Annotated in this window: 26 protein-coding genes; 25 read left to right on the top strand and 1 reads right to left on the bottom strand. The window is 52.5% G+C overall.

The window, feature by feature from the left end; all coding sequences use genetic code 11:
• From TRICHSKD4_RS28245 to TRICHSKD4_RS14855, 17 genes are all read left to right on the top strand, one after another.
• The coding region (locus TRICHSKD4_RS28245) for a hypothetical protein (protein WP_208993103.1) at positions 1 to 469 on the top strand (469 nt) is incomplete at its 5' end.
• On the top strand, positions 466 to 711 hold the full coding sequence (locus TRICHSKD4_RS14935; protein WP_009467704.1) for a hypothetical protein: 246 nt from the start codon (positions 466 to 468) through the stop codon (positions 709 to 711). The genes TRICHSKD4_RS28245 and TRICHSKD4_RS14935, both read left to right, overlap by 4 nt.
• Positions 708 to 965, top strand: a complete 258-nt coding sequence (locus TRICHSKD4_RS14930) for a hypothetical protein (protein ID WP_009467703.1) — start codon at positions 708 to 710, stop codon at positions 963 to 965. Before TRICHSKD4_RS14935 ends, TRICHSKD4_RS14930 begins: the two co-directional genes overlap by 4 nt.
• Positions 955 to 1194, top strand: coding sequence for a hypothetical protein (locus TRICHSKD4_RS14925; RefSeq protein ID WP_009467702.1), 240 nt, complete (start codon positions 955 to 957; stop codon positions 1192 to 1194). Before TRICHSKD4_RS14930 ends, TRICHSKD4_RS14925 begins: the two co-directional genes overlap by 11 nt.
• 322 nt (positions 1195 to 1516) lie before the next feature.
• Positions 1517 to 1705, top strand: coding sequence for a hypothetical protein (locus TRICHSKD4_RS14915; RefSeq protein ID WP_009467701.1), 189 nt, complete (start codon positions 1517 to 1519; stop codon positions 1703 to 1705).
• Positions 1706 to 1721: 16 nt separating this feature from the next.
• Entirely contained in the window at positions 1722 to 2048 is a 327-nt protein-coding gene (locus TRICHSKD4_RS14910) for a hypothetical protein (protein WP_009467700.1), read from the top strand.
• Positions 2049 to 2062: 14 nt separating this feature from the next.
• Complete coding sequence (locus TRICHSKD4_RS30810) at positions 2063 to 2236, top strand: hypothetical protein (RefSeq protein WP_009467699.1); 174 nt, start codon at positions 2063 to 2065, stop codon at positions 2234 to 2236.
• A gap of 250 nt (positions 2237 to 2486) precedes the next feature.
• The gene (locus TRICHSKD4_RS14900) at positions 2487 to 2702 is read left to right on the top strand and encodes a hypothetical protein (RefSeq protein ID WP_009467698.1); all 216 of its coding nucleotides are present in this window, start codon (positions 2487 to 2489) and stop codon (positions 2700 to 2702) included.
• Positions 2703 to 2713: 11 nt separating this feature from the next.
• Positions 2714 to 2971 (top strand): hypothetical protein, encoded by a 258-nt coding sequence (locus tag TRICHSKD4_RS14895; RefSeq protein WP_009467697.1) that lies wholly within the window; start codon positions 2714 to 2716, stop codon positions 2969 to 2971.
• Positions 2972 to 3158: 187 nt separating this feature from the next.
• Positions 3159 to 3386, top strand: coding sequence for a hypothetical protein (locus TRICHSKD4_RS14890; RefSeq protein ID WP_009467696.1), 228 nt, complete (start codon positions 3159 to 3161; stop codon positions 3384 to 3386).
• 156 nt (positions 3387 to 3542) lie between these two features.
• Positions 3543 to 3752 (top strand): hypothetical protein, encoded by a 210-nt coding sequence (locus tag TRICHSKD4_RS14885; protein ID WP_139052152.1) that lies wholly within the window; start codon positions 3543 to 3545, stop codon positions 3750 to 3752.
• A 174-nt stretch (positions 3753 to 3926) separates the two neighbouring features.
• Positions 3927 to 4181, top strand: coding sequence for a hypothetical protein (locus tag TRICHSKD4_RS14880; protein WP_040616960.1), 255 nt, complete (start codon positions 3927 to 3929; stop codon positions 4179 to 4181).
• A 129-nt stretch (positions 4182 to 4310) separates the two neighbouring features.
• Entirely contained in the window at positions 4311 to 4901 is a 591-nt protein-coding gene (locus TRICHSKD4_RS14875) for a super-infection exclusion protein B (protein WP_139052151.1), read from the top strand.
• A 20-nt stretch (positions 4902 to 4921) separates the two neighbouring features.
• Positions 4922 to 5185: a hypothetical protein gene (locus tag TRICHSKD4_RS14870; RefSeq protein ID WP_139052150.1), complete on the top strand. Its 264-nt coding sequence runs from the start codon at positions 4922 to 4924 to the stop codon at positions 5183 to 5185.
• A 237-nt stretch (positions 5186 to 5422) separates the two neighbouring features.
• Positions 5423 to 5782 carry a hypothetical protein gene (locus TRICHSKD4_RS14865; RefSeq protein WP_139052149.1) on the top strand — a complete coding sequence of 120 codons (360 nt, stop codon included), beginning with the start codon at positions 5423 to 5425 and terminating at the stop codon, positions 5780 to 5782.
• Positions 5783 to 5911: 129 nt separating this feature from the next.
• Positions 5912 to 6208, top strand: coding sequence for a type II toxin-antitoxin system RelE/ParE family toxin (locus tag TRICHSKD4_RS14860; RefSeq protein WP_009467690.1), 297 nt, complete (start codon positions 5912 to 5914; stop codon positions 6206 to 6208).
• Positions 6205 to 6513: an addiction module antidote protein gene (locus TRICHSKD4_RS14855; protein ID WP_009467689.1), complete on the top strand. Its 309-nt coding sequence runs from the start codon at positions 6205 to 6207 to the stop codon at positions 6511 to 6513. Before TRICHSKD4_RS14860 ends, TRICHSKD4_RS14855 begins: the two co-directional genes overlap by 4 nt.
• A 50-nt stretch (positions 6514 to 6563) precedes the next feature.
• Here TRICHSKD4_RS14855 and TRICHSKD4_RS14850 read toward each other — a convergent pair whose 3' ends face one another.
• The gene (locus tag TRICHSKD4_RS14850; protein WP_168157035.1) at positions 6564 to 7619 is read right to left on the bottom strand and encodes a tyrosine-type recombinase/integrase; all 1056 of its coding nucleotides are present in this window, start codon (positions 7617 to 7619) and stop codon (positions 6564 to 6566) included.
• 322 nt (positions 7620 to 7941) lie between these two features.
• On the opposite strand from TRICHSKD4_RS14850, the gene TRICHSKD4_RS30300 reads away from it, so the two are divergent.
• From TRICHSKD4_RS30300 to TRICHSKD4_RS14810, 8 genes are all read left to right on the top strand, one after another.
• A complete protein-coding gene (locus TRICHSKD4_RS30300) occupies positions 7942 to 8160 on the top strand; it encodes a hypothetical protein (RefSeq protein ID WP_009467687.1) in 219 nt (72 codons plus the stop codon).
• The gene (locus TRICHSKD4_RS31240; RefSeq protein ID WP_009467686.1) at positions 8153 to 8335 is read left to right on the top strand and encodes a hypothetical protein; all 183 of its coding nucleotides are present in this window, start codon (positions 8153 to 8155) and stop codon (positions 8333 to 8335) included. The genes TRICHSKD4_RS30300 and TRICHSKD4_RS31240 overlap by 8 nt, the downstream gene beginning before the upstream one ends.
• Entirely contained in the window at positions 8325 to 8873 is a 549-nt protein-coding gene (locus tag TRICHSKD4_RS14835; protein ID WP_040616955.1) for a phage tail protein, read from the top strand. The genes TRICHSKD4_RS31240 and TRICHSKD4_RS14835 overlap by 11 nt, the downstream gene beginning before the upstream one ends.
• Before the next feature lie 3 nt (positions 8874 to 8876).
• Entirely contained in the window at positions 8877 to 9485 is a 609-nt protein-coding gene (locus TRICHSKD4_RS14830) for a hypothetical protein (protein ID WP_009467684.1), read from the top strand.
• 184 nt (positions 9486 to 9669) lie between these two features.
• Entirely contained in the window at positions 9670 to 10497 is an 828-nt protein-coding gene (locus TRICHSKD4_RS14825; RefSeq protein ID WP_009467683.1) for a DNA adenine methylase, read from the top strand.
• 55 nt (positions 10498 to 10552) lie between these two features.
• Positions 10553 to 12436 carry a phage terminase large subunit family protein gene (locus TRICHSKD4_RS14820; RefSeq protein ID WP_009467682.1) on the top strand — a complete coding sequence of 628 codons (1884 nt, stop codon included), beginning with the start codon at positions 10553 to 10555 and terminating at the stop codon, positions 12434 to 12436.
• A complete protein-coding gene (locus TRICHSKD4_RS14815) occupies positions 12429 to 12641 on the top strand; it encodes a hypothetical protein (protein WP_009467681.1) in 213 nt (70 codons plus the stop codon). Before TRICHSKD4_RS14820 ends, TRICHSKD4_RS14815 begins: the two co-directional genes overlap by 8 nt.
• Positions 12642 to 14039, top strand: a complete 1398-nt coding sequence (locus tag TRICHSKD4_RS14810) for a phage portal protein (protein ID WP_009467680.1) — start codon at positions 12642 to 12644, stop codon at positions 14037 to 14039.
• Positions 14040 to 14049 lie beyond the last annotated feature (10 nt).

Here is a 14049-nt window from a genome sequence, read left to right as displayed (position 1 = left end):
TTTGTTTCGAGGGGTTCTTATGGGCCGTCAATTGGATTTATTCCCTGAAAGCAAGGTTAGAAAACCGCCGCTTGTGCGGGCGCATCTTGTTGATGCTGGGGGTGGGGACGTTACCCCGCAGGTAGGGCTTTTCAAGTGCCGTATATGCAATTGGGAGTCGGGTTGGATTGGGTTCCATACTGTTACCGAAGGCAAAAGGGGCATTGCTTGCCCACGTTGTAATCGTGGTGCGGAAGGTGTCCGGCCGGAACTGATCACAATTAAAAACTGCGCCACATGGGAAAGCTGGAGTGCTTCATTTCGAAAACTCTACGCAGAGCAATACCGCAGGCATGGGGGAGATTGGGGGTATGGCGCTGACGTGTTCGCTATTACCGGTATTGAGGGATGGAAGCTCTATTACGAGATAGGTGCGGACCCGGCGACCGCTTTGTCTCAGGATCAAGAATATTGGGAGCTGTATAAATGAATGACCTGCAAGACGGCATGCCGGGCCAAGTTCCAATGACCCCGGACGAGTTTCAGACGATCCGAAAGCGTCTTGATCTGTCTCTGCATCAAATGGGGGTCATGATTGGCCTGAAAGATAGCCCCAACACCCGTAAACAGGTGATGCAAATGGAGCGCGGCGAGAAAAAGATAATGCCGCCCGCAGCCCGGCTTATGCGCGCCTATGCGAGCGGATACCGCCCGGAGGACTGGCCTGAATGAGTGTTGAGACGATAGCGGACAAATACATGGAGCGTGGTGGATATGCGCATGGCGAGCGCAAACACCGTGCGCCCGAAGATATGCTGGCCGTCGCAAGCTTTATCGCATGGTTTGACGATGGCGAGTTAAGCGGCGGGGTGAGGGCGAAGGAAGCTTTTGAGGCGTTTTGTCGATTGGCAGACCTCTCGCCTGTCAAGCTGCGCAAGGTGATACGGCCCGATGATCAGGGCGCAGAGGAAAGCAATGACCTTTGATGCGTCATGCGGTTTGAGCGATGCCAAGCGCGCCCGGCTGCAATCTTTGCTTGATTTTGTTTCAGGCCGAGCCGAGCAGCTACGCCATTCTCAGGAGCAGCTTGTCTGGCTCTGTCAGAAAGAATACGGGGTCGCCCCTGTTTGTGATCCGGTTGGCATGCGGGCGGGGGACTTTCACCGGATCATGAGCAACGCGGCTTTGAATGACGATGCAAAGAACAATTTTTAAAAATCCAACACGGGATTTCTGAACCGCAGAACCCGGCAAAAATCAACACTCGGATAGCTGGCCTGAAACCAGATCCGATGCAGCAATCAGGAAGGCCCGACAGATGGTGAAAAAATGGACTCTGTGCGCTGAGCGTCTGCCGGATGACACAAGCCAAGTTATGGCCGCCTTATCAGATCGGACGGAAATTGTTTCTGCTGAATACGTGGCGGAGACAGGCCAATGGTTTCACGCAAATACCAATCATGAATGCTGGCCAACAATGTGGCGGAGCATGCCTGAACACCCGTTCAGCGGTGAATAGAAAAAGGACGCCCGCTCAATGTTGGAAACCTTTGCGCCAGACGGGAGCACTTGGAAAAAGACTGCTCAAGAGGAAGCTTTCAGACACAGGAAAACAAGGGAAGCTGTGGCGGCCATCGAAGCGCTTTACTACGACGATTCCTATAGCTGGCAAGAACGCGCAAACTTGATGCGTTTTGCTGCATATAAAATTCTAACCGAAACCTGAAAAGAAGGCCGGACCCTTGATCGATATCGACGAGAGAGAAGCAAAACGCGTAGGCGCGATGATTGACCGCGTGAAGCGCGCTGGCCTCACAGAAGAATCCGATGTCTTTCTAAATACGTATTGGGCTTGGCTTCGAATAGCACAGGCTTATGTCGCTGCGCGGCCATACATAACCGGCCCTACAGGTCACGTTGATGCGGTCATGGATCATTGGCCAAAACTGGTTCCAGGCACGCCGCAACGAGACGATGCAGCGGTTCTCCAAGACGCGCTGGACGATGAAGAATGCCACCGTCAAGAAGATCGCCGACTGAGGCGTGAGGCTGGCGAGGAATTTATCTGAAATGGAGGCCCGTCATGGTGAAGCCGGAGGCAGGAAATTACTACCGTCGAGAGAGCGGCCCGGATGTCAAAATCATCTTGGTTGGCCGGCACAACGCCGTCGCTGAAACTGCATCCGGTCAGTACCTGCTTTTCGCCCTCAATGGGCGAGGCGTCGGAGCGACCGGAAATCTCATTGAAAAGCTGTAACAAGAAAGGCCCGATTGATCATGGAAGCCTACATCATAGCGCAAAGGGACTGGGACGACGAAACCGCACTGAAAATGGGGCTTAAGTCAGTTGGTGCGAGCCCTGTCGAGGCGTGGGCGCGGCACATTGGCCCTCGGCCGCCGGGTCAGAGAGAGGGAGACACATCCGCCCTCATTAACCGTTGGTCAGATCGCGGATATGGCCCCCGCAAAGTAAGCATTGAACTCACGCAACAGTAGAGGCCCGGACTATGCGCGAGACAATCTTAGCGGCCCTGAAGGAATACCAGCTGAACAACATGGCCTATGAAGACGAGCCTGATAATCCTTATCAGTTGGTTGATCTCTTCACCGCGCCCGGACGGTCACTGGAGAACGGCGAAGAAGAGCTATTTATGCTCGCTGATTTTATCGCCGCGAAACTCACATTCGAAGATGAAGCAGCTTCAATGGAAGCGCAACAGTAAAGGCCCGATAGATGGTGGACGTGCGAAAAAGATATGAAGAATACAACGCATCTTGGAGAGACCTCCCGTCTATTGCGCCGCACCCCGAGTCGGCACCCGGCTTCACGACTGGCGGCGTTCTCTACGACCTATCCGCCGCCGCCGATGAGATTACCCGGCTTCGTGCAGCGCTTTATAAAGTAGTTGAACGCAGTCATGACGGCGAACTTGGCACGTCAAAAGTAATCGACATGCGCCGGGTCGCTGAACAAGCCCTTAAACCGCAATAATAGAGGCCCGACAGATGGCAACGATTGTATCAGTCATGCGCATGATTTTAGGAGTGCCGCTTCTGCTGATCGGACTTCCGTTATTCCTTTTGGGTCTCGCCGTCTGCGGCCAAGACACTTCCAGACCTCTTTGCCGCATATGGAACAATGGAGTCAGAACCACGACACAAGACAGGAAAGGTCAGACATGAAATACAACTTGGTTTCTCTTATGAGAGAAGGCGCTGAGGCGCTTGATGAAAGCGGTGATCCGCTCGGTAGAGCTTACGCGCTTCACGAAGCTGCAAACAACATGATCTTGCTGTTGAACAAGGTTGATACGGTTGATGAATTTCTGACTTGCTACACGGCCGGGCGGTCTGAACCGCTCGATCTGGAACGACGCTTCCCGATTGACGAACAGGAGGCCGAATGATGCCGGGAAGGATTTTATGCCGTTTCGGGTTTCATGAATGGGGGCCATGGCAGCGATTTTTCGCGTGTTCGGCGGAGCAGCGGGATTGCGATCATCGTTACTGCCGCCGTTGCCCCAGGATAGAGGAAAGAGCGCTCGAAAATGGAAGGGCTAGCGGTGTCTGTTGAGATAATCCCAACTATAGGATTTGCGCGCGGTGCGGTTGTTGAGCCTAATGAGGGAGGCCCCAATATGCTTGTGGTGCGCGGATTAGGTGAGACGACCGCCGTAGTGGTTATTGAAGATGATACTGCGGGTACCTTGAGATTGCGGGAGGTTCAGACGGCTGACCTCCGATTGTTGATTGATGCGAAAACACCAGCTTAAGTTTTATATCGTGACTTGGCATTTTGTAAATCAAATACCAAGTCCTGCAATCAAATCCCAAATACATCAACCCATTAGCGCCGGGCGGTCCGCCAAAACATTCCCGGCACATAAGAAAAACACATAAAATCCAAGCCAAAAACCAGCACATATCCCCCAAAACAGGAGGCGGAAATGTCTAGCACGAATAGCACGACACTTGAACAGGCAAAGATGACTGAGAAACAATTCCCCATTCTTGGGGCTAAAGGAAAGATCAAATCAGTCCCATGGCGTTTGGTGGAGCCACACCGCGAACAAGCCATGCAAAACCATAGGCAAAGCCTTGAACAGCTGGCATCCCGTGGCGGCCTTTGCTGGGTGGAGCTTTTCGCGGTCATGCAAGACTGGACATGGCATGAATTTGAGCAATTCACGAAGACCAGATAGGAACCAAGGTCAATGCGCAGGCGAATGCCAGATTTGACGAATGGGTGAGCTGCCGCGTCCTAAGGTGATATGAGTTTTTGATAGCAGTTGATTGGTTCCGTGAAGACGAGAGAGGAAAGGAAGGGCAGAATGAATTTTGCAGAAAAAATAATAGAGTACGTCGAAAAAATACTTTCACCATATCAGGTATGGGTTGCGGTCTTTTTTTTGTCAGGAATTTTATTGTTTTTGCCAACAAGCTACCAAGAGTACTTTAAACTATCAGAGATATCTAGTAGTTACAGAGGGTATATTTCTATTGCTTTCTTCATTCCGATAATAATATTCATAACGAAAACGGGTGTCTCTGTTTTTAATTGTATTAAAAGTAGTGAAATAATAAATGTCAAATATTTAAATGAAGAAGAGCGCGCGATCCTTTGCTTTTATATATTAAACCAATATCAAGGCGCTAGACTAAGAGAAGAGCATCCTGCAATTATTAGCCTTAAAAATAGGAATCTAATTAGTATTCCATATACAGGGGTGGTTTATATCACGGGAAGTAAATACGAATATTTTACGCTAACTAATAAATCAAAATCAAAACTAAAGTCTAATAGTTTTCAAGAAGAATTATTCAGGGAACTTAGCACAGATAATATTTTAAAATTTATAAACACAATTTCAGAAGTAGACTATCATCTACACCATCCCGAAACTTTGAGTGCAAAAAATTAGACATGTGTAATTCGCAGGGAATGAAACGACGCCTGAGCATTTGCCGCGATCTGGCGTTAGGTCGGGAGGCTCCCTATTCAAGCTCGGGGAGCTACCAAGTCGATCTTGTGAACACGGCTTCCCCCGGCGACTTAGCGGCACTGGCAACGTTTACGGATGACCAGTGGGCGCGCATGAAATTATGGTGCCGGGAAAACGAGATTTACTGGCACATGGGCGATATAGCCGCCCCGGTCGGGGAACTGGAATGGATACGGATTGAAGCCGAACAAAAGGGCTGGTGATGATCGTGATCAATAAACGGAATTAGCAACATGGAAATCTTCTCTTTTCTCGCAATGTCTTACATTGCAATTGGTGTTGTATTCGTCGGGGTTTCCAGTTCGCGCGGCCTTGTCGCTGATGTCCTTTTTGGAGCATTGTGGCCCATCTATTTGGCGCAGTATTTTACTCACGGGAAATAAGAGGCCATGCAGAATTGGTTCCAAGGGATACGGTTTGAAGCCGATAAAAGGTCGATAATGGACATTCGGAAAACGGCGGCGGCCGGTAAAACGGAAGATTTTTTGAAGAAACTGACACAGGTTTGGGTATCAAGAGATACGGCTCTGGATTTAATCGAGGTCAGTCGATGGGGATATGTCAATTTACCTGTTTCGGCTTTCGACCCAATTCTAAGTTTTTTCGGATTTTTGACATTGCGCAGAAAGGTCGCCGCGCTCGCCCTTGACCGGTTTTTAAATGATCAAGACGATGTAGCTTGCGTTGTTGAAGGTCAGCAACAAATCAATGCGGCTTGTCTGGACCGTTGGCTAAAGGCGGAGTTCTACACGGAAATGGTTGATATGTTCGGGGAGCCGCCGCGCTTAAAGGTGTCTTGAGTGTCGAGTGAACGTCGAGTGGGCAGGGTGTGGTAAGGCGATCTAAATATCTAACATTAATTGACAGATAATAGATATTTGTTGTTATTTTGTGTTGACGGCTTGTGAAATGTGAACTATAGTTTACAGATGATCACGATTAAACAAGCCCCCGATTTTGCCAAGTGGTATTCCAAGCTGAAAGACCGGCAGGCCAAGGCGCGCATTGACGTGCGCCTGCGCCGGATCAGCCTTGGCAATATGGGCGACACCAAGCCGGTCGGGGACGGGGTGCAGGAAATCCGCATCTTTTACGGCCCCGGTTACAGGGTCTATTTTGCGCAAGCTGGAAAAACCGTGGTCCTGCTTTTGTGTGGCGGCGACAAGTCAACGCAATCCGCTGATATCGCTAAGGCCAAGCGCATCAAAGAGGAGTTTGGATTATGAGCGCAACCAAGATTGACACTCTGCCAGAGTGGAACATTCAAGACCAACTGGAAACCCCGGAAGCCGTGGCTGCCTATCTGGAAGCGGCCTTTGATGATGGCGATCCGCAGGCTATTACAACGGCCCTTGGAGATGTTGCCAAGGCCAAGGGCATGGCAGCCATTGCCGGGCAGGCCGGGATTACCCGTGAGGGGCTTTACAAGGCGTTGAGCAAAAAAGGCGATCCGCGATTGTCAACGCTTTTGGGCGTGTTTGCCGCCTTGGGGTTGCGCCTGACTGCGGCCCCTGTTTCGCCCGCTGAATGATGTATTGAAATACAAAACAATTGGCCCGTGTTATAGCCGGGCTATACTGTTCACAGCATCAGGTCCGGGCCGCGTGTCCGGCCAACCCGTTCGCGGTCGAGTTCTTCTGAATAGTGCTGCACCATGGCTGCGTCCCGCCAGCCAAAAAGGGCTTGGGCCTCGCGGATCGTGCCGCCATTTTCCAGAACCGAAATCAGCGCGAACTTGCGCAAACCATGACCCGAAACAGCCCGCCGCGCCGCAGTTCCCTCCAATCCGGCCGCCCGGCAATGGGCACGGAAGGTTTGAGCAAAATACTTGCTTGACGAAAACGCCCGCTTGAAGCGGTCCAAGGTCAGGAAGGTTTTGGCCCCGTCCGGGGTGGTCGCGTCAATGCTGACTTCTAGGTCCGGGTTAAGCGGAATTGTGACCGGCACCCCGTTTTTCTGCAAGGTGATGGCAATAAATCCGTCCCTGATATGATCCGGCCCCAGCCGAATAATATCGCCAACCCGCATTCCGGTGAAGCGCAGCAAATCAATCATGAGCCGGGCCTGTGTCCCGATAGGATGGGCGGTCAAATAAGTGTCAACTTCTTCTTGTGACCATGCCGGGAACCCTGTCCGGCTTTTGCCGTGTGATTTTATTCCGGCCGCTGGAAACGTATCTGTATAGCCGCGCTGGTCGCACCAGTCATTGAGTTGCCGTATTTGCTGCAAGAACTGGTTGGCGGCATATATGGGCATGTTATCCATGGCCAAGCGAATATCCTGCCGGGAGAGGGTGCGAAACTCCCGTATTCCGAACAGGTCTGCAATCTTGTTCAATGCGCAAGAGTACGTTTTTTGCGTATTTGGCTTGAGGGACGTAAAATCCCGGCTCTGCCGATAGGCGTTGATCAGTTGGGCGATCTTGTGTCGCCCGCATGCCGTGGTCGGGCTGATCGGGCCGGGATCAGACAAGGCGCGGCCCACAAGCCGCCCGTATTCAGGCCAAAATTCCGAACTGTCAGCGGGTGACTGTATGCGCAAAGCCCGCCCGCCCTTGCGTGTCTGGACGTAGTAGACTGGCCCGCTTTTGCGGGGCATTTCCAAGAGATATTTGGCCTTGTTTGCGTGAGGTGTCACGTCGTACCTTGTGGAAAAATGAGATTTTGTAAAAAAAGACTTGCGCGCAATAGCGGTAAATGTCAAATTGAGGATGCCTAAGTAAAACGGGTTTTTTGTGGATTGCGGCACACAAATACACATTAAAATCAACGTTTAATTGGGTCTCCTCAAGCCCGGCTCTCTCGAAAGAGCCGGGTTTTTCTTTTGTCTAAATCATTAAATAAGCGCTAAAGCGCCCTTATCCGGGGACTGTCACCCCCCGGTCGCCCGGCTGACCCGAATGCGCCACCCCCTCTTGGCTCATTTGAAGGTCGCCGGGCCTCAGTTTCAGGAGATGGCCATGCCCATTTCTGCCTGCACCCTTGACCAAATCGCCCCCGGTGACGTGGTGAAGGTGAGCGGGTTTACATGCATGGACGGTCACCGGGAGGTCTTTGCCGGGGAACTTGGTCCTTACGTTTTGTGTGATCATGGCCGTCACTATCTCGCCATGGAGTGCCGGTTTGGCGGTGAAGACAATGGGGTCTTGGTTGGTATCGAAAGGGTAGGCCATGTTTGAACTCATCAAACTTTCAAATAGCGATTACGCGCTGATGTTCAATAACGACCAGATCGCGTCCGTTAAGCACGTTTCCGATGTAGATGCTTTGAAATCACTTATTCAGCAGAGCAATGAGAACAATCTCCGCCGTTCCAACAAACAGAAAGAGCTTCGGCCATACCATGCCTGCTAGACTTGAATTGGAACTGGATATTGATAACGGTCCGGCGCTGGACTTGGCAGCGCGCCTGAAACGGCCCCGCCTTAATTGGGCACTGCGATCAGCAATCAATGCCACCTTGAAAAACGTCACCACACGATCTGCGAAGGATATCCGGGAAAAATCCGGCATCCCTTCCAAGAAGGTCAAGGCAAGTCTCAGACCCCGCAAGGCGACAAATGGCAATTTGTCTGCGACCCTGACAGGATACGGAAAACCCTTATCCTTGAAGGAATTTAAAACCCGTCGGACAAAGGCGGGTGTTGTTGCCAAAATCTGGGGTGACAAACAGACATTTAAAAAAGCCTTTGCAGCTCCCTCCCTTGGAGAACACATTTTCCAGCGGGTTGGAAAAAAGCGGTTGCCGATCAAGAAACTATACGGGCCGGGCGTTGCGCAGACCATGGGCCGCCCTGACGTGATGGAAGGTCTTGAAGACTTTGCAAATGAACGTCTGCGCACCAACGCCTTGCGAGAACTGGACAGGGCGGTCAACGGCAAGAAGGGGTAATCCATGGCCTCTATGCGCGATGTTGCCAAGGCTGCGTGCGTGTCTCCCAATGCGATTTCCAAGGCCGTCAAAAGTGGTCGGATCACGCTGGACGAGAACGGTAAAATACCGGACGCGCAAAAAGCTGCCGAAGAATTTATGGCAAGCCGAGACCCGGCCAAGGTGCGCCTGACAGGTGATTTTGTTCCTGCCGCACTAACCGACAAAACGGGTGAGGATGGCATTATAGACCTGATTTTGGGTGATGACCCCGACGAGGTGGACGATGAACAAGATGATGATACGCCCCTGTCCTTGGAAGACGCCAACCATCTGACAGTCCGGTATTTGAAGGAAAAGACCCTCAAAACAGCGTCTGAACGACGGATTAGTGAAACCAAGGAAGCCGAACAGTCAGGGTCTTTGATCAGTAAAGCCCAGACCCTAAAGGCGGTCCACGACATGGCAAATACCTTCAAATCGGGTCTGGTGAGTTTTGCAGACCGGCGCGGTCTGGAAATTGCCAATGAATTGCAGGTGGAGCCACGCAAATTGATGGCCGTGCTTGAACGGCACTTGCGCGAGCATTTGGAAGAAGCAAGCGACGTGGTGCTGGTCTTGCCGGACAAATAGGCAGGCAAAAACGATCCAGAATTACCCGGCCTGTGCGCTGGGGCCGGGGTGTTGAAGCACCCCGGTAACCGGCGCATTTTGCGATCACGCGGCCGGTCGATGTCGGAAAGCCGTATCATCACCCCTGCATCCAACCTTTTCGGGTTGAATTTCAGCACAACAAGGGGTGCCTTAGAGGTGCAGCATGAAAGAGTCAATCGAAACAGAACAGAACAATACGGCCGCCTGCCTTCCACCGGCCCCTTGGGTTGGTGGAAAAAGACTTCTGGCAAAACGCCTTTGCCAGATGATCCAGTCGGTTGAGCATAAAATATATGCCGAAGCATTTGTGGGGATGGGCGGGGTCTTTTTCCGGCGAAAAAATCAGGCAAAAAGTGAAATAATCAATGACTATTCCGGCGATGTTGCGAACCTGTTTCGCATATTGCAGCGCCATTACCCGCAATTTCTGGAATGTATCAAATTCCAGATTACTAGCCGTCGGGAGTTTGAGAGGCTTAAAAGGACTGACCCGACCACCTTGACTGATCTGGAACGAGCCATCCGGTTCCTTTACATGCAGCGCTTGGCATTTGGCGGGAAAGTGACCGGGCAAAATTTTGGCATCGACCCCGACCGGGGTAGCAGGTTCAATTTAGCCACTCTGACGCCTATGCTGGAAGATGTTTACGAACGGTTGAGCGGGGTTGTCATTGAAAACCTGAGCTTTGACCAGTTTATTCCGAAATATGACCGACCGAACGCGCTGATTTACTGCGATCCGCCGTATTATGGCTGTGAAAACGACTATGGCAAAAACCTCTTTACGCGGTCGGATTTTGAAGTGCTTGCCGGAATGATGCGTTCGGCCAAGGGTAAAATGATCCTGTCCATAAATGACACTTTGGAAACGCGGCAGGTCTTTGAAGGGCTAACCATTCAGCCGGTAAGCCTGACCTATTCACTATCATCTAAAGGCCCAACAAAAGCTCGTGAGTTGATTGTGTCAAACTTCGCAGGGCCAGTCGCATAGCTGCAAGACCCGGCAAAGTATCCCTTGCCGGTAATAATCGGGCCAAGGGGGTGGCATGCATTACAATCCTGATGACGCGACCCTCTTGCGGCAGGTCTTTGCCGATGGGGTGCGGCCCGATCCGGTGCAGTCTGTTTCCCAATGGGCCGATGAAAAACGCTTTTTGTCAGGCAAGGCCAGCGCCGAGCCGGGCAAGTGGCGCACCAAACGCTTTCCGCCCCTGAAGGAAATCATGGACTGCATGTCGGTCTATGAGGATGTGCAAGAAGTTGCGGTCATGAAAGGGGCACAGGTCGGTGTCACGGAAGTGGCTTTGAATACAATCGGGTATGCGGTCGATTATTCGCCCGGTCCTTTAATGTACTGTATGCCTGATGTGCCAACGGCGGAGAAAATCAGCGAAACCCGCCTGACCCCGATGATTGAAAGCACCCCGGCACTCAAGGCCAAAATTGGCGATCAAAAATCGCGGGATGCGAAAAACACTAAAACCTACAAGGATTTTCCGGGCGGGTTTGTCACGCTGGTAGGTGCCCATTCCCCTGCGGGATTGCGGTCGTTACCCATCCGCTGGTTGATCGGGGACGAACAGGACGCTTATCCATTGTCTGCGGGCAAGGAAGGTGATCCTTATGAGTTGGCGAAGGTCAGGTGTCGGAACTTTCCGCGCTCCAAAATCTTGACCCTTTCGACCCCGAATGAGACGGCAATATCACGTATCCTGCAAGCCTTCCTTCTGGGCGATCAGCGGTATTATGAGGTTCCATGCACCGCCTGCGGGGCGTGCCATCCGATAAAATGGCAGAGCATTCAATGGGATAAAGGGCAACCGGAAACTGCCTGTTATGTCTGCCCTGATTGTAACCACAAGCACTATGAACACGAAAAACGGGTGCTTCTGGAAAAAGGCGAGTGGGTGCCAACGGCTGAGAGCCAGCGGCCGGGCTATCGTTCCTATCACCTTTCCGCGCTTTATTCGCCTTGGCTGAGCTGGGTAGATGTGGCGCGTGACTGGCTGGCCTGTCACCGGCCGGATGGCACGGTCAATAATGAAAAGCGCAAGGTGTTCATTAACACGGTTCTCGGAGAGCCTTGGGAAGATACGGGCGAAAAGGTTGAAAGTGACAAGCTCTTGGCGGCCCGCGAGCCGTTCGGTGCGGTCCTGAATGACCGGATTGCGATCCTGACCGCCGGAGTGGACGTACAGGAGGACCGCTTGGAAGTGGAGTTGGTCGGCTGGGGCGTTGATGAAGAAAGCTGGTCGGTTGATTACCGCGCCTTTTATGGCGACCCGGATCAGCCGGAAGTCTGGAAACAGCTTGACGACTATTTGCAGCAACGCTGGCCGTCAGCGGCTTTTCCTGAAAGTGGCATGCCGGTGACGGCGGCCTGTGTCGATACCGGAGGAAGCCGGACACAGGCGGCTTACAAGTTTGTAGGCCCGCGTCATGGCCGGAAAATATGGGGCATCAAGGGGTCGAACGTCTTTGGCGCACCGGTCTGGCCGCGCCGTCCCAAAACCAAGAACAAGGGCAAGGTTCCGCTTTATTCCATCGGGGTTTCGTCTGCAAAAGATGTGGTCATGAAGCGGCTGGACCTTGCCGGGCATACGGGAGCGGGAGCCTGCCATTTCCCGAAAGGCCGGGACTTGGAATATTTCGAGCAGATAACGGCTGAGGAAAAGCGGGTTAAATATGTGCGCGGCCAACGGCAATTCTACTGGCATGCGCTGCGAAAACGGAACGAGGCGCTGGATTGCCGGGTCTATGCCTATTCGGCCCTGCAAGGCTGTATTTCTCTTGGTCTGCGCCTGAATAAACGCTGTGTTTCGATGAGCGAACGGGCCGCCGTTACCCGTGCCCAGAAGGCAAAAATCAATATGTGCGGCTTGAGCGGGGAAGACCTGAACGGCCAAGAGGAAAGGGGCGCTCATGTCTGATCAGGACGAAACCAAACAAAACCTGAAAACCCTGCAAGGTGTCATTTCCGAAGGGGTTTCGGAAATCCGCGACGGCGACAAGACCGTCAAATACCGACCCTTGCCGGAATTGACGGAAATTGCGCAAGAGCTGCAACGCAAGGCGAAAAAAAAGGGCCGCCGTCGGCGTCTCTTTAATCCGCAAGTTGACCGGGGGATTTTCTAAATGTTCAATCCGTTCCGGTTGTTTTTCGGAAAATCCCAAGGTTTTGAAGCGGGTGGAATGGGGCGCAGGGTGCAGGAATTTGCCCCCGCCCGTCACCACGTCAACGCATTGATCCGGGCGTCCGGGGCGACCTTGACCGCCCGTGCGCGGTATCTGGACTATAATGACGGTTATGGTGGCCATGCGGCAGACCTTTGGCAAACCATGGTCGTGGGTGATGGTATCAAGCCCCGCCCAAACCTTGATAATCAAAAGGACCGCGAACACTGGCTGAATGAATGGCAGCTTTGGAATGAAGTTGCGGACGCGGACGGGCTTTTGGACTTTTATGGCCTTCAAAGCCTCATTGCCCGTGAAGCCTTTGTCGCCGGAGAGTGTTTTGTCCGCTTTCGGTCCCGGCGACCGGGCGACATGACGGCCATGCCCTTTCAGTTGCAGGTCTATCAAAGCGAAATGCTTGATACGAGCTTTGATGAGGTTCAATCCGGCGGACGCTTTATCAAGGCGGGAATAGAGTTTAACGCATTGGGGCAGCGGCTGGCCTATCACTTTTTTCCCCAGCATCCGGGCGATCAACGCCCCGGAACGGTGACAGGGCTTAAGCGTGTGCGGGTGCCCGCAAGTGATGTTCTTCATGTGATGGACCCCAAATGCGCCGGTCAAATCCGTGGGGTTAGTCGATATGCAAAAGCTATCATGCCTTTGCATATGCTGCGCTCCTATGATGACAATGAAATGGACCGCAAGCGTGTGGCTGCGGCCTTTGCTCTTGCCATCACTCAAAATGATCAGAGGGATGGCTGGTCTGATGATGAGGACAATGACGAAGCCCCGGAACCTTCCACCCGGCCCGATGATGATGATGAACTATTGGACCCTTTGAAAACCGGAACCGTGGTGAAATTGAATGAAGGCGAGGACGTAAAGGCAATCTCTACGGCTGATGTGGGCGGGTCTTACGAGGCTTGGCAATATCGGCAACTCTTGCGGATATCGGCGGCCCTTGGCCTGCCATACTCCTATTTGAGTGCCGACCCGTCACGTGGGAATTTCTCAAATGTCAGGACTGATATTGTTCGCTTCCGACGACAGGTGAAGTCTTGGACATGCACCGTCCTGATGCCTCAGTTGTGCCGCCCGGTGGTGGAGCGGTTCCATACGGTCGGCCTTTTGTCGGGTCGCCTTTTGCCCGCTCATGTGCCGCCCCGCGTCAAGTATCTCCCGCCCCGGCAAGAATGGGTGGACCCGGCCAAGGATGTGTCGGCCGTTGAAAAAGAACTGAAACTGAAACTGAAATCCCGCACCGAGGCGCTGGCAGAACGCGGCCTTGATATCGAGGACGTGGACCGGGAACTAGAGCGGGAAAGCACAGACTTTTGGGCAGATAACGAAGCCTGAAATAAAGGGA

This window comes from Roseibium sp. TrichSKD4, assembly GCF_000148725.1.
GTDB lineage: Bacteria > Pseudomonadota > Alphaproteobacteria > Rhizobiales > Stappiaceae > Roseibium.
This window is presented reverse-complemented; position numbering and strand designations above follow the sequence as displayed.